Source organism: Sphingopyxis sp. DBS4 (genome assembly GCF_024628865.1).
Lineage (GTDB): Bacteria > Pseudomonadota > Alphaproteobacteria > Sphingomonadales > Sphingomonadaceae > Sphingopyxis.
Genome location: NZ_CP102384.1, coordinates 3,174,020 through 3,187,388, shown reverse-complemented (window position 1 = coordinate 3,187,388; position 13,369 = coordinate 3,174,020). Strand labels below are relative to the sequence as shown.

Here is a 13,369-nt window from a genome sequence, read left to right as displayed (position 1 = left end):
GGCAGCCAATGGGCTCCTCGGTGTCGGTCGACACTTTACCTACGGCCGTATCTTGAACATTGAGCATATCGCAACCTCGAAATGGGCTAAATGGGGCGGACCATCAAAGTGTCGATCAGGTCCGTGTCGAAAATCGCCTTCTTTGACCGAAAAAGAAATTTCCCGGACGAAAACACTATTTCATCGACATATTTACCAGCATTATACACAAATGATCGGCCGGTGTTTCTTGTCTGGAGCACTAGATAGTTTGTATGTGCCACAACCGCATCTGAACGAACCTCGTGAATGCGGCTGGTGCTGATGATGTGTCGATAGTGATGGACCGGAAAAATGTTGGCGCGCCGGAGCGAGACGATGCGGTCTACAAGCATGCCCCTGCTGTCACAGAAGATCGTCGCAACCGGCAATCCGCGGTCGGCATTCTCTCGCGGCAATACGGAATAGTGGCAGTCCTCGACGAACAGATCGGGCCACGCTTCGAGCTGATCGTCGTCAATCAGCTCGGCGTGCAGGGCAATAAGGTCCGTCACTTCCCGGAGGAGCTCGGTGCGAGGCAGAGTGGAAAGGTCCATAGCCTCAGCTCTCCGGCGCACCGGGAGCGTCGATCGTCACCCAGCCGTCCTCGATCGTCACTTCATAGGTCTTAAGCGGGATCTGGCAGGGATAAGTTGTCGCGGCTCCGCTCGGAATGTCGAAGGCGCCGCCATGATAGGGGCATTCGATCGTCGCACCGTCCTGATAGCCATCGGTAAGCTGCGCGTTGCCGTGCGTACATGTGTTGGCCGTGACATAAATCTGGCCATCGACGTTATAGACCGCGAGCGCCGGGAAGGCGCCTGCCGGTATCGCAACCGGCTCGCCGTCCTGGGGGGCGTCAATTGGGCACAGGCGAAGTCTCTCCATTTCAATCACATCCATCTCTTGAAATATCCTAAGGTGGTCAGCCGAGGGGGATGTCCATTCCGTAGCCCTCGGCTTCATTTCCATGGCCGAAGAGGTCGCGCAGATAATGTTCCTGCTGCGGGCCCGCCTTTTTCGCTCCCCAGCCAAATTCCCACAGCCACCCTGACGGATTTGCGCAGTAGAATGTCAGCGCTTCGTCGTTCGCGTGCTTTCCGAGCTGGAGTGCGACATCGATCTTTCGTTCGCGCACCGAGTCGTGGGCAAGGCCAAGATCGTCGAGCTCGCTGTACTCGAGCATCAAATGGTTGATCCGCTTGTCCATCGGACCGAGGCCGAAAGCCACGGAATGTTGCCGGTCGTTGCAATGCATGAAATAGGGGGCAGCGACATCACCGTTCGGCAAAGCGAGGTGGTACTCGACCGAGCCCCGCAGCCCGAGCAGCTGATAAAAGCGAACCGCTGCGGCCACATCATCTTGACGCAGGATGCAATGGCCGATCCCTTCGGCGCCGGTAACAAAACGACCGAACATCGGGCGGCCGGGATGAAAAGGGCGGTAATTGTCGACCTGGGGGCCGAAGAAGATTTCGGTGGGATTACCGCCCGGATCCTTGAGCTTGGCCAAGCCGAGGACCCGGCGCTCGCGCGCCGCTTCGTCGCTCGCTATTTCGACTTCGATATTCTGGACTGTCAGCTTCTCGACAATTTCGTCGAACTCTACCGGACCCGCAACGCGCCAGCCAAGATAGGCAAGATCGTCACCGCCATCAGCATGCAGCGTGATGCGGTGATGCCATTTGTCCATTCGCAGATACGCGCGGTCGCCTTCGCCTTCATCGACATATTCCATGCCGCCGACGCCGCACGCGAAGCTCTTCCATGCATCCAGATCAGATACCGACAAGCCTAGATAACCCAGCTCGGTCACGCCCACCATATTTCGCACTCCCAAATCTCAAGCCATTTTTGGCTTTTATACGCCTGAACCAGCCTGGTTGACGTGTCGCACATGATGCAACGCGATTCGAATAGGGCAATTTAGATCATTGTGCAACCCATTGCACAATGAGCCACGCATGCTATGTTGGGTCATTCGGGATCGGAAGAGTCCAAAGAGTTGAGCCGAGAATCGTTGATCCAAATAGTTGACCTACGAATCTCGGTGGCCGGAAATGGAGGAGAGGATGTTGCAACCTGACGGAAACGGCGCAGCCGTGGCAGAGCTTGAATCACTGCGTTCGCGTATCGATGCATGGCTCGTAAAAGACGAGGGAAGCGGCCGCTTTCAGATCGACCGGGAGGCCTTTACCGACGCGGACGTGTTCGCTCTCGAGCTGAAATATATCTTCGAGCGCAACTGGGTCTTCATTGCGCACGAGAGCCAGGTCGCAAAGCCGAACGACTTTCTCACGACTTTTATCGGCCGCCAGCCCGTCATCCTGACCCGCGACCGGGCCGGGGAATTGCATTGTCTGATCAATGCCTGCGCGCACCGCGGCGCGCGCGTTTGCCGCGAGAAGAGCGGAAACCGCCGCAACTTCACCTGCCCCTTCCACGGTTGGACCTATAATCCCGCGGGCCAACTCCTCGACGTGACAGATGAGGCTGGGGGTGGCTACGCGCCGGGCTTCAAGCGGGAAGACTATGGTCTAGAACATGTTGCGCGCATCGAGATTTACCGGGGCTTCATTTTCGCCAGTCTCAACCCCGAGGTCGTTCCTCTTGAGGACTATCTCGCGGGCGCGAAGACATTCATCGATCTCATGGTTGATCAGTCGGTCGAAGAGAAGCTCGAAGTTCTTCCAGGCGCTACGCGCTACCGCTATCGAGGGAACTGGAAGCTGCAGGTCGAAAATGGCCTCGACGGCTATCATATCGGCACGGTGCACGCGAATTACTTCATGACGGTCGCACGCCGGGTCGACGGGACATCGAAGAACGATACCAGGGCGTTCGATTTCGGTCGCTGGGCTCAGCTCGAGGGCGGCTCTTTCTCCTTCGACAACGGCCATTGCGTGCTCTGGAATGACTATGCAAACTATCAGGACCGGCCGAATTACGAAATCCTGGACTGGTTGAAGCGCGAGCGCGGCGAAGAGCGCGCTACCTGGATGAACGGCCGGATACGCAATCTGGAGCTGTTCCCTAACGTCTTCCTCATGGACCAGACGAGCACCCAGATCCGTATCATCCGGCCCATCTCGGTGGATGAGACCGAGGTGACAACCTACTGCATAGCTCCGGTGGGTGAGAGTGACGACGCCCGCGCCTTGCGCATCCGCCAGTATGAAGATTTCTTCAATGCAAGCGGCATGGCTACGCCGGACGACCTGACCGAGTTCAACAATTGCCAGGTCGGTTTCGGTGGCGGGGCTGGCCGGATGAACGACATGTCGCGGGGATCGACACGGTGGGTGCAAGGCGTCAGCAGCCACGGCGAAGCCCTGGGCGTCGACGCCATCCTTAGCGGCACGGCGGTGGCCGACGAGGGGCTTTACGTCGCGATCCACGACGAATGGATATTGCGCATGCGCGGAGCCATTGCGAGCGAAGAGGCCGAGCGCGCGTTACCCCCGAAGCCGGAGATGGCGAAATGAGCAGCGAAGTTGCGCAATGGACCGCGATCCAGCGATTTCTCGGGCGCGAAGCGGCCGCTCTCGATGCCAAGGATTGGGATAGCTGGATCGATCTATATCATCCCGATGCCGAATATTGGGTCCCCGCGTGGGATGACAGCGGCCGATTGACCGAGGACCCAAGGCGCGAGATTTCGCTGATCTATTATCCGACCCGGGCAGGGCTCGAGGACCGCGTCTATCGCATTCGGACGGGCCGGTCGTCGGCCAGTTCGCCGGCCCCGCGCACTTCCCATATCTTTTGCCTGCTCGCGGTCGACCATGAGGACGACGTCATTCGGGCGCGGACGAATTGGTCGGTGACCTCGGTCTTGGAGGATCGGCCGACGGTCTACAGTGGGTCGGCCATTTACGATCTCGAACCGATGGGCGACGCCTTTGTGATAAAACGCAAATATACCGTCGTCATCAACGACCTCGCGCAGACGATGCTCGATGTCTACAGCATTTGAGGTCGGCGTAGCGTCGCAGCAGGCCGGATTCCGGCCCTGCATCGGTACCATGGTCGGCGAGCCGGCAGGCATCGGACCCGAGGTTACCGTTCGCGCCTGGGCGTCAGGCCGCGTGCATGAGGTGTCGGTTCCCCTATTAGTGGGGTCGGCGGCCTCGGTCGAACGAGCGCTTGACCTGACTAAAGTGTCGGCCCGCCTGCGTGTCATGCGTTCGCTCGAGCCGCTCAGCGACGACCCGGCAGTCATCGATATCCTGGATACAGGTGCGCTGGACGACCGCGCGCTCCCCTTCGCGAAAGATACGCTCGAATCGGGCATTGCGACCGCCAAGTGGCTAGCCGAACTCGATGCGCTCGCGCGCGACGGGGTCTTCGCCGGCACAGTGATGGGTCCGATCAGCACCGGATCGCTTAAACTGGCGGGAAAGCTGGATATGGTGATCAGCCCGACGCCGGGCGAGAGTTATCTGCTCCTCCTCACCGGACCGCTCCGTGTCGCCCACCTCACCGATCATATGTCGATTCGGGCGGTCTGCGACCTCATCACGCCCGAGTTGATCGATACCGCCCTACAGCAAATCGACGCGGCGCTTCGAAGCTGGGGCGTCGCCAACCCCAGGATCGTGGTCGCGGGTCTCAATCCTCATGCCATCGGCGATGAGGAAGATCGTGCCATCGGTCCTGGAGTCGCGCGCGCGCGCGCGCGCGGCATCAATGTCGATGGACCATCCGCGCCCGATACCGTCTTTCGCCAATGTATCGAAGGCCGATACGATCTCGTGCTAGCGATGTTTCACGACCAAGGCCACATAGCCGTCAAGACATGGGGATTCTCGGGAAACTGCGTGATCATGATGGGGCCACCCTATCTCCATATGTCGGTCGCACACGGCACGGCATATGACATTGTGGGAACGGGCAAAGCCGATCCATCGATGATGCTGAGTGCCATGCGGACTTGTGGGGTGCTGACCGCCGGAAAGGGCTTTTCCGAGGTGGATCGCTGACGCGCCGGCCCAACTCCGGCGTGAAGCACGGCCATTCGCGCGCTGTGCTCAAGTCGTCCACAAGGATATGAGATGCTCCTTTACTATGCGCCTGGCCTTTGCTCGCTGGCACCGCACATCGCGCTGCGCCGGATAGGGGCAGAGTTCGATATTGAAAAAGTCGACATGCCCACGCGCAGAACCGAGCATGGCGCCGACTTCCGGTCGATAAAGCCTTCGGGAAAAATCCCTGCTCTCCTTCTGGATTCGGGCGAGCTTCTCACAGAGACGATAGCGATCCTTCTCTATGTTGCCGACCTGGCACCGCGCGCGGGGCTCGCCCCGCCGGCCGGAACAATCGCTCGCTACACGCTGACGGACAGCCTGAGCTTCATCGCCTCCGAGCTGCACAAGAGCTTCGTGCCGCTCTTCTCCAAAACCGCGGGGCCGGAGATCCGCGCTGAGGCAAAGCGGGACGTCATGCACCATCTCCAAGCGCTCGACCTGGAATTGACCGACAAGAATTATTGCTTCGGGGACGCCTTCACCGTGGCCGACGCCTATCTCTATTGCATCCTCGGGTGGCCCTCTCGAGTGGAGATCGGTCTCGCGGGCTTCCCCGCTTTGACGCGCTACCGCGCCCGGATGGAAGAGGAGCCCGGTGTCCTCGAAGCCGTGCGAGCCGAGAGCCTGAAGTGACCGGATCAGAGGCGCCGGTTTCATTTACCGGTTGCAAACGCGTTTCCCATGGTGCAAAACATTGTCCCAAGAGGGCTGCGACATGATGGCCCGTGGAACGGAGATTGAGTGATGCTTGAAGCCGTTTGGGGGCAGGTCGCCCGACATGATGATTACATGGTTGCTGGCCAATGAGTTCGGCGCCCGACATGGTCCGGCCCGAAATCGGCAAGACATTCGTCGCTGACGGGATCAAAACCAACTATCATGACACCGGCGAGGGCAGGCCGGTCCTCCTCGTCCACGGTTCGGGCCCCGGGGTCACGGCATGGGCGAACTGGCGGCTTAATATGCCCGAGATTGCTAAGGAATTCCGGGTCATTGCTCCCGACATGATTGGCTTCGGCTACAGCGACTCGGTGGGTCGGATCACCGACAAGGCCATCTGGACCAATCAACTGGTCCGTCTTCTCGACGACCTGGAAATCGACCAGGTCTCGATGGTCGGAAATTCCTTCGGCGGCGGCGTGACGCTCGCCTTCATGATCGCCCATCCCGACAGGGTCGATCGTGCCGTTTTGATGGGAGCGGCTGGACTTGAATTCCCGCTCACGCCGGCGCTCGATTTCGTCTGGGGTTATGAGCCATCCCGCGAAATGATGCATGAGTCGCTGAAGATGCTCGCATGGGACCAGAGCCGGCTGACCGACGATCTGATCGACTCCCGTTATCACGCGAGCATCCGCCCAGGAGCGCATGAGCCCTATCATGCGACGTTCGGCGGTTCCGACCGGCAGGCCAATATTGCTATGCTGTCGAGCCGCGAGGAAGATATCGCCGCGCTTCCCCATGAAGTGCTCGTCCTGCACGGCAAGGCCGACCAAGTCATTCCGCAAGAGGTGTCGCTGCGCCTCGGAAACCTGATCACACACTCAGACGTCCGCTTCTTTGGAGAGTGTGGCCATTGGGTACAGATCGAGCGGATGGCCAGTTTCAATCGCGCCGTGATCGAATTTTTCAGTCACGGCCTAAAATTTTAAATTTCCCGGGAGAGCGGTGATGGCAATTACAGGCGTGATGCGACCAGGCTTTGTCCAGATGCGCGTCCTCGATCTCGAGGAGGCCATCCCCCATTATCGCGACCGGATCGGGCTGGAACTCGTCGGTCGTTCGGGTGACCGGGCATTTTTCCGCGGGTTCGACGAATTCGATCGACACAGCGTCATCCTGCGCGAGGCGGATATGCCCGGTCTTGATCGGATCGGCTTCAAGGTTTGCCGCGACAGCGACCTCGAAATATTCGCAGACCGTTTGCAAGCCACCGGCGTCGACGTCGAATGGATCACCGCGGGCGAGGAAGAGGGCGTCGGACGCAAGCTGCGCTTCGCGGTTCCTACCGGGCATATCTTCGACCTTTACGCCGACATGGAATTATCGGCAGACGGTCCTCCCACAAAGAACCCGGACGTCTGGCACAGTGAGCCGCGCGGCATGCGCGCTATGCGATATGATCACTCGGCGCTCAACGGCATCGATGTCGCGGGATCGGCGCGAATCTTCGTCGAAGCGCTCGATTTTTCCGTTACCGAGGAACTCGTCGACGAAGCGAGCGGCACTCGGCTCGGCATCTTCCTGAGCTGTAGCAATAAGGCTCACGATATCGCGTTCCTTGCAGGCCCCGAGGATGCGAAAATCCACCATACATCGTTCCGCCTGGAATCCTGGAACGACGTCGGAAATGCTGCCGATATCATCAGTCGCTATGATATCTCACTCGATATCGGCCCGACGCGCCACGGTATCACGCGTGGTCAGACCATATATTTCTTCGACCCTTCGGGAAATCGGAACGAGACCTTTGCCGGCGGTTATGATTATTACCCCGATAATCCTCGCCGGTCGTGGGGCGTCGAACAGGCGGGCAAGGCGATTTTCTATTATGAAAAGGCGCTCAACGACCGCTTCATGACCGTCAATACCTGACTTCCTGCGATGGTCGAAAACTACCACACGATTGCACACGGGTCCGCCTTGGAGGCGGTCGCCGCTGCCGTAGGGCATGGCACCGCCGGCGGAACGCCCGTGGTCGCTGCGGTCGTGGGCGCGTCGGGGGAACTGGTCGCGTTCCTGAAAGGCGGCGCGGCTCCCTTTCACTCCGAAAAGATCGCTCAGGACAAAGCCTTCACGGCCGCAAGTTTCAAAGTGCCGACGGCAGCGGTCTACGAACTGGTCTCGGGCTCCGAAGCCTTATGCAACGGCATCGCGCATCAGCCGCGGGTCGTGATGTTCGGCGGCGGTGTCCCGATCATAGTCGATGGGAATTGCATCGGGGGAATTGGAGTCTCGGGCGGCTCCGAGGAGTTCGACATCGCCTGCGCCCGGGCAGCCGCCGCCTCGATTGGTGCGAAGGAGTTCTGAATGGTACAGGTTCAACAGCTTGCGGTCGAACCGGAAGAGAGAAACCGACCTGTCGCTGCGGATATCTTGAACTTTATCGACGGACGGTTCGTAAAGGGCGGCTCGGGGGCGACGTTCCCCAACATCGACCCCGCCACCGGTCGGGAGACGGGGCGCGTTCATGAGGCGACCCGTGAGGATGTGGATCGCGCTGTAGCGGCGGCCAAGCGTGCGCTCACAGGACCTTGGGGCAAAATGACAACAGCCGAGCGCATTCGGCTCATCGCTGCTGTTGCGGATGAGATCGAACGGCGCTCGGAAGACTTTCTCGATGCAGAAGTGGCCGATACGGGCAAGCCGAGAGCGGTCGCGGCGCACATCGATGTTCCGCGCGGCGCGTCGAACTTCCGGATGTTCGCCGACATCGTCACGACCCTCCCGACAGAATCGTTCGGTACCCCGACGCCTGACGGGAGCGGTGCGATCAATTACGCTGTGCGTAAACCGAAGGGTGTCATCGCGGTCGTCTGCCCGTGGAATTTCCCGCTCTTGCTGATGACCTGGAAAGTCGGCCCGGCGCTGGCCTGCGGGAACACCGTGATCGTCAAGCCGTCCGAAGAGACGCCGCGGACGGCAGCCCTTCTCGGCGAAGTGATGGACGCGGTCGGAATGCCCACGGGGGTCTACAACGTCGTCCACGGCTTCGGCCCCGGCGCAGCAGGCGAGTTCCTCACCGCCCATCCGGACGTCGATGCCATCACCTTCACAGGCGAAACCGGCACCGGGCAGGCCATAATGAAGCAGGCTGCCGTCGGCGTTCGCGACATCAGCTTCGAACTCGGCGGCAAAAATCCAGCGATCGTCTTCGCCGATGCCGATCTTGAGAAAGCAGCCGAAGGCATTTCGCGCGCCGCCTTTCTGAATAGCGGGCAAGTGTGCCTGGGGACCGAGCGTGTCTATGTCGAGCAATCCGTCTTCGAACCTTTCGTAGCCAAGCTTGCCGCTGCCGCTCGCGCACTGAAACCCGGGAACAAGGGTGATCCGCATTACCTCGGGCCGATGATCAGCGAAGAACATCGGCAGAAAGTGCTCGGATATTATGAGCGGGCGATCGCCGAAGGGGCAATCGCCGTTACGGGCGGCGGGGTACCCAACGTCGATGCCGCGGCGGCGGGCGGGTTCTGGGTCGAACCCACAATCTGGACCGGCCTCGCTCATGATTCGACCGTCATGCGGGAGGAGATTTTCGGTCCTTGCTGCGGGATCATTCCCTTCGACACCGAAGACGACGCGATAAGTTGGGCGAACGACACGGATTATGGCCTGTGCGCTACCGTCTGGACAGAAAATCTCTCTCGAGCTCATCGCGTCGCGGCGGCAATGTCCGTCGGCGTGTGCTGGGTGAACTGCTGGTTCCTGCGCGACCTGCGCACGGCATTCGGCGGTTCGGGGCAATCGGGAATAGGCCGCGAGGGCGGAGCGCACAGCCTCGAATTCTACACCGAGCTCGAAAACATCTGCGTGAAGATATGATCATGTCCGAACAAAATACACTTGACCCTGACATCATTGAAGAAGCAGCGATCGCCCTGCGAACGGCGGCCGAAAAGCGCTCGCCGATCCCCCCGCTTCGCGAAAGCCTCAGCGGCGGTGGCGTCGCGGCGGCCTATGCGGTGCAGGAATTGAACACCCGCCACGCACTCTCCTCGGGGCGCCGTCTCGTCGGACGCAAGATCGGGCTTACCTCGCGGGCGGTCCAGAAGCAGCTCGGCGTGGACCAGCCCGACTATGGCATGCTCTTCGCTGATATGGATGTGCCCGAGGGCGAGCCGATCGGGCTCGGGCGGGTCATCCAGCCAAAGGTCGAAGCGGAAATCGCGATCGTGGTCGGGCGCGACCTCCTTCAGCCCGACCTTACGATCGCCGAACTGATCCGGGCGGTCGAATATGTCGTGCCCGCGATCGAGGTCGTGGACAGCCGCATCGCCAATTGGGACATCCGGATCTTGGACACCATCGCCGATAATGCTTCGAGCGGTCTGTTCGTGCTTGGCGCCGTTCCGCGCAAGCTCGACGGGCTCGACCTACGCGCGTGCGGGATGGTGATGGAATGCCGCGGCGAGCCTGTTTCTGTCGGCGCGGGCGTCGCCTGTCTTGGCAGCCCGATCAGTGCCTCCTTGTGGCTGGCGCGCGTCATGGCACGCGAAGGCCGTCCGCTTCTTGCCGGAGATGTTCTTCTGTCGGGCGCTCTCGGACCCATGGCAACCGTCGCGGCCGGCGACGTCGTCGAGGCCAGAATCAATGGAGTCGGGACCGTCAAAGCGGCGTTTGCAAGCTGAGGCGATCAACCGGAAAGGGATAAAGAGATGGCGAAGACGAAATGCGCGATCATCGGATCGGGCAACATCGGCACCGATCTCATGGTCAAGATATTGCGGGGCTCGAGCGAACTCGAACTTGCCGTTGTGGTAGGAATAGATCCCGCCTCCGAAGGCCTTGCGATGGCGCGCGCGCGCGGCGTAACCACGACCCACGAAGGTATCGATGGACTGCGCGCGCTTACGAATTACCCTGACATCGAGCTCGTTTTCGACGCGACCTCAGCCTATGCGCATGTCGAACATGCCAAGGCCCTCGCAGCGGATGGAAAGCTTGTCGTCGATCTGACGCCCGCCGCGCTCGGCCCTTTCGTGGTACCGCCGGTCAACGCAGCGGTCTCCTCGGGCGCTCGCAATATCAATATGGTCACGTGCGGCGGACAGGCGACGATCCCGATTGTCGCTGCGGTGTCGAGCGTCACGCCGGTCCATTATGCGGAAATCGTCGCGTCGGTTTCGTCCCGGTCGGCCGGACCCGGTACAAGGGCCAATATCGACGAGTTCACGCGCACCACGGCCAAGGGCATCGAGGTTGTTGGGGGAGCGGCCAAAGGCCGCGCGATCATCATTCTCAATCCGGCCGACCCGCCGATGATCATGCGCGACACGATCTTCACCCTGACCGACTTGGTTGACGAGAGCTTGGTCTGCGATGCCGTCAAGGCGATGGTCGCCGAGGTCCAGCGTTATGTGCCAGGGTATCGATTGAAGCAGGACATTCAGTTCGAACGGTTCGGATCGAACCGGCCGCTAAAGATCCCGGGCTATGGCGAATTCGAAGGAATGAAGACCAGCGTCTTCCTCGAGGTCGAAGGCGCCGGCGACTATTTGCCAAAATATGCCGGCAACCTCGATATCATGACCGCTGCGGCAAAGGCTGCCGCCGAAGTCCTCGTGCGTCAGACGGGGAGAATCGCAGCATGACCTTCGATCCATCCAGCCAGTCGCTTTACATCCAGGATGTAACGCTCCGCGACGGGATGCATGCCATCCTTCACATGTATGGCACCGACAGCGTGCGAGCCATTGCAAAGGCGCTCGACGCAGCCGGGGTCGATGCCATCGAAGTCTCGCATGGCGACGGCCTCAACGGGACATCCTTTAATTACGGGTTTGGGGCCCACACCGATTGGGAGTGGATCGAGGCAGCGGCTGATGTCATCGAACATGCGGTGCTGACGACGCTTCTGGTTCCGGGCATCGGAACGGTCGAGGAACTGAGGCGCGCGCACAGTCTCGGCGTCCGCTCGGTGCGCGTCGCTACCCATTGCACCGAAGCCGACGTTGCAAAGCAGCATATCGGGATTGCGCGGGACCTCGGCATGGACGTCTCTGGCTTCCTGATGATGAGCCATATGATCGATCCCGAAGCGCTCGCGCAGCAAGCCTTGCTCATGGAGGGATATGGCGCCCATTGCATCTATGTAACCGACAGCGGCGGAGCCCTCGACATGGACGGCGTCCGGACCCGCTTCGAAGCTTACGATCGGGTCCTCAAGCCCGAAACGCAGCGCGGGATGCATGCGCATCACAATCTCTCGCTCGGCGTCGCAAACTCGATCGTCGCGGCGCAGGCCGGCGCGGTGCGCATCGACGCCAGTCTCGCCGGCATGGGTGCCGGGGCGGGCAATGCCCCCCTCGAGGTTTTCATCGCCGCCGCCGATCGCAAGGGCTGGAAGCACGGGTGCGACGTGATGGGCTTGATGGACGCCGCGGAAGATATTGTGCGGCCACTGCAGGACCGCCCGGTGCGCGTCGATCGCGAGACTCTCAGCTTGGGCTATGCAGGCGTTTATTCCAGTTTCCTGCGCCATGCCGAAAAGGCGGCCGAACAATATGGTCTCGATACCCGCCAGATCCTGGTCGAGCTCGGCAGGCGGCGGATGGTCGGCGGCCAGGAAGATATGATCGTCGATGTCGCCCTCGACCTCGTTCGGGACCAGGAACTGGCGGTGTCGCAATGAGCGATTTGGCAAGTCTGGCCGAAATCCTGGACCGGGCCGCGCACGAACGCGTGGCTACGCCGCAGTTGACCCATGCCCGACCCGAGCTGACGGTTGAGGACGCTTATGAAATCCAGCGACTGTCCATCGATCGTCGCCTCCAGCGCGGCGAGCGGCGTGTCGGCGTCAAAATGGGTCTCACGAGCCGGGCCAAGATGCAACAAGTGGGCGTCGACCAGATGGCTTGGGGCCGACTCACCGACAAGATGCTGATCGAGGAAGGGGGCAGCCTTGCGCTCGCTAACTTCGTCCACCCACGCATCGAGCCGGAAATCGCCTTCCTGATGTCGGCTCCCCTCGCCGGTAGGGTTACGATGGCCCAGGCGCTCGCCGCGGTTGCCGCGGTGGCGCCTGCGATGGAGGTGATCGACAGCCGATACGAGAATTTCAAGTTCGCGCTCGCCGATGTCATCGCTGACAACAGTTCTTCCTCGGGCTTTGTCGTCGGAAGCTGGAACGACCCGCACCAGGATATCTCGAATCTCGGGGTCATTCTCGAAATCGACGGCGAAGTCGTCGAAGTGGGGTCCAGCGCCGCCATATTGGGGCATCCGCTACGATCGCTCGTTGCGGCCGCGCGCATGGTGTCGGAGGGCGGCGAGCGCATCGAGGCCGGGGATATCGTCCTGGCGGGCGGGATCACAGCTGCTCCGACCCTTGCCAAGGGTCAGTCGATCCGCACGACTGTCCAGAATCTCGGATCAGTTTCGATCAGGGTTGATGCCTGATGCCGATTATCGAGGTCACCTTGCTCGAGGGACGAACGCCGGAGGCGAAGGAAGCTCTCGTCGCGGCGCTGACCGACGCCGCCGTATCCGCCGTCGGGGCGCCGATCGAGTCGGTTCGCGTCATCCTGCGTGAGGTTCCCGCAGCACATTTCGCAGTTGGCGGCCAGTCGTTCGCCGCGCGGCGCGCGCGCGAGTCCGGGGGATAG

At 60.8% G+C, this 13,369-nt stretch carries 16 protein-coding genes; 13 read left to right on the top strand and 3 right to left on the bottom strand.

The genetic code is table 11. The annotated features are described in order from the left end of the window. Positions 1–86: 86 nt before the first annotated feature. Genes NP825_RS15290 through bphC form a run of 3 tightly spaced genes read right to left on the bottom strand, consistent with a single transcriptional unit; the run spans position 87 to position 1,843 of the window. Entirely contained in the window at positions 87–575 is a 489-nt protein-coding gene (locus NP825_RS15290) for an aromatic-ring-hydroxylating dioxygenase subunit beta (protein WP_037557630.1), read from the bottom strand. Positions 576–579: 4 nt separating this feature from the next. Continuing rightward, on the bottom strand, positions 580–906 hold the full coding sequence (locus NP825_RS15285) for a non-heme iron oxygenase ferredoxin subunit (protein ID WP_037557710.1): 327 nt from the start codon (positions 904–906) through the stop codon (positions 580–582). A gap of 37 nt (positions 907–943) precedes the next feature. Beyond that, positions 944–1,843 carry a biphenyl-2,3-diol 1,2-dioxygenase gene (gene bphC / locus NP825_RS15280; protein WP_257545107.1) on the bottom strand — a complete coding sequence of 300 codons (900 nt, stop codon included), beginning with the start codon at positions 1,841–1,843 and terminating at the stop codon, positions 944–946. A gap of 247 nt (positions 1,844–2,090) precedes the next feature. Between bphC and NP825_RS15275 the strand changes: the two genes are divergently transcribed. The 13 genes from NP825_RS15275 (at position 2,091) to NP825_RS15215 (ending at position 13,369) form a co-directional block, all read left to right on the top strand. Further along, entirely contained in the window at positions 2,091–3,503 is a 1,413-nt protein-coding gene (locus tag NP825_RS15275; protein ID WP_052182494.1) for a Rieske 2Fe-2S domain-containing protein, read from the top strand. Further along, positions 3,500–3,994 (top strand): aromatic-ring-hydroxylating dioxygenase subunit beta, encoded by a 495-nt coding sequence (locus NP825_RS15270; RefSeq protein ID WP_037557632.1) that lies wholly within the window; start codon positions 3,500–3,502, stop codon positions 3,992–3,994. The genes NP825_RS15275 and NP825_RS15270 overlap by 4 nt, the downstream gene beginning before the upstream one ends. 49 nt (positions 3,995–4,043) lie before the next feature. Beyond that, positions 4,044–5,000 carry a PdxA family protein gene (locus NP825_RS15265; RefSeq protein ID WP_037557633.1) on the top strand — a complete coding sequence of 319 codons (957 nt, stop codon included), beginning with the start codon at positions 4,044–4,046 and terminating at the stop codon, positions 4,998–5,000. Between the two features lie 72 nt (positions 5,001–5,072). Then, on the top strand, positions 5,073–5,678 hold the full coding sequence (gene gstA / locus NP825_RS15260) for a glutathione transferase GstA (protein ID WP_037557634.1): 606 nt from the start codon (positions 5,073–5,075) through the stop codon (positions 5,676–5,678). A gap of 188 nt (positions 5,679–5,866) precedes the next feature. After that, positions 5,867–6,697, top strand: coding sequence for an alpha/beta fold hydrolase (locus tag NP825_RS15255; protein ID WP_231732772.1), 831 nt, complete (start codon positions 5,867–5,869; stop codon positions 6,695–6,697). 19 nt (positions 6,698–6,716) lie between these two features. Further along, entirely contained in the window at positions 6,717–7,640 is a 924-nt protein-coding gene (locus NP825_RS15250; protein WP_037557638.1) for a catechol 2,3-dioxygenase, read from the top strand. A gap of 48 nt (positions 7,641–7,688) precedes the next feature. Then, complete coding sequence (locus NP825_RS15245) at positions 7,689–8,075, top strand: heme-binding protein (RefSeq protein WP_231740077.1); 387 nt, start codon at positions 7,689–7,691, stop codon at positions 8,073–8,075. Next, positions 8,076–9,587 (top strand): 2-hydroxymuconic semialdehyde dehydrogenase, encoded by a 1,512-nt coding sequence (locus NP825_RS15240; RefSeq protein ID WP_052182496.1) that lies wholly within the window; start codon positions 8,076–8,078, stop codon positions 9,585–9,587. It abuts the gene before it with no gap. A 2-nt stretch (positions 9,588–9,589) separates the two neighbouring features. Beyond that, complete coding sequence (locus tag NP825_RS15235; protein WP_037557713.1) at positions 9,590–10,393, top strand: 2-keto-4-pentenoate hydratase; 804 nt, start codon at positions 9,590–9,592, stop codon at positions 10,391–10,393. A 27-nt stretch (positions 10,394–10,420) separates the two neighbouring features. Next, on the top strand, positions 10,421–11,356 hold the full coding sequence (locus tag NP825_RS15230) for an acetaldehyde dehydrogenase (acetylating) (RefSeq protein ID WP_037557641.1): 936 nt from the start codon (positions 10,421–10,423) through the stop codon (positions 11,354–11,356). Then, positions 11,353–12,396, top strand: a complete 1,044-nt coding sequence (gene dmpG / locus NP825_RS15225) for a 4-hydroxy-2-oxovalerate aldolase (RefSeq protein WP_037557643.1) — start codon at positions 11,353–11,355, stop codon at positions 12,394–12,396. Before NP825_RS15230 ends, dmpG begins: the two co-directional genes overlap by 4 nt. Beyond that, positions 12,393–13,163: a 2-keto-4-pentenoate hydratase gene (locus tag NP825_RS15220; RefSeq protein WP_037557645.1), complete on the top strand. Its 771-nt coding sequence runs from the start codon at positions 12,393–12,395 to the stop codon at positions 13,161–13,163. Before dmpG ends, NP825_RS15220 begins: the two co-directional genes overlap by 4 nt. Then, on the top strand, positions 13,163–13,369 hold the full coding sequence (locus NP825_RS15215) for a 2-hydroxymuconate tautomerase (RefSeq protein ID WP_037557646.1): 207 nt from the start codon (positions 13,163–13,165) through the stop codon (positions 13,367–13,369). Before NP825_RS15220 ends, NP825_RS15215 begins: the two co-directional genes overlap by 1 nt.

Bases quoted from the DNA above. Each gene is read 5' to 3' on its own strand.
- NP825_RS15290 (WP_037557630.1), bottom strand. From the start codon at position 575: ATGGACCTTTCCACTCTGCCTCGCACCGAGCTCCTCCGGGAAGTGACG.
- NP825_RS15285 (WP_037557710.1), bottom strand. From the start codon at position 906: ATGGAGAGACTTCGCCTGTGCCCAATTGACGCCCCCCAGGACGGCGAG.
- bphC (WP_257545107.1), bottom strand. From the start codon at position 1,843: ATGGTGGGCGTGACCGAGCTGGGTTATCTAGGCTTGTCGGTATCTGAT.
- NP825_RS15275 (WP_052182494.1), top strand. From the start codon at position 2,091: ATGTTGCAACCTGACGGAAACGGCGCAGCCGTGGCAGAGCTTGAATCA.
- NP825_RS15270 (WP_037557632.1), top strand. From the start codon at position 3,500: ATGAGCAGCGAAGTTGCGCAATGGACCGCGATCCAGCGATTTCTCGGG.
- NP825_RS15265 (WP_037557633.1), top strand. From the start codon at position 4,044: ATGGTCGGCGAGCCGGCAGGCATCGGACCCGAGGTTACCGTTCGCGCC.
- gstA (WP_037557634.1), top strand. From the start codon at position 5,073: ATGCTCCTTTACTATGCGCCTGGCCTTTGCTCGCTGGCACCGCACATC.
- NP825_RS15255 (WP_231732772.1), top strand. From the start codon at position 5,867: ATGGTCCGGCCCGAAATCGGCAAGACATTCGTCGCTGACGGGATCAAA.
- NP825_RS15250 (WP_037557638.1), top strand. From the start codon at position 6,717: ATGGCAATTACAGGCGTGATGCGACCAGGCTTTGTCCAGATGCGCGTC.
- NP825_RS15240 (WP_052182496.1), top strand. From the start codon at position 8,076: ATGGTACAGGTTCAACAGCTTGCGGTCGAACCGGAAGAGAGAAACCGA.
- NP825_RS15235 (WP_037557713.1), top strand. From the start codon at position 9,590: ATGTCCGAACAAAATACACTTGACCCTGACATCATTGAAGAAGCAGCG.
- NP825_RS15230 (WP_037557641.1), top strand. From the start codon at position 10,421: ATGGCGAAGACGAAATGCGCGATCATCGGATCGGGCAACATCGGCACC.
- dmpG (WP_037557643.1), top strand. From the start codon at position 11,353: ATGACCTTCGATCCATCCAGCCAGTCGCTTTACATCCAGGATGTAACG.
- NP825_RS15220 (WP_037557645.1), top strand. From the start codon at position 12,393: ATGAGCGATTTGGCAAGTCTGGCCGAAATCCTGGACCGGGCCGCGCAC.
- NP825_RS15215 (WP_037557646.1), top strand. From the start codon at position 13,163: ATGCCGATTATCGAGGTCACCTTGCTCGAGGGACGAACGCCGGAGGCG.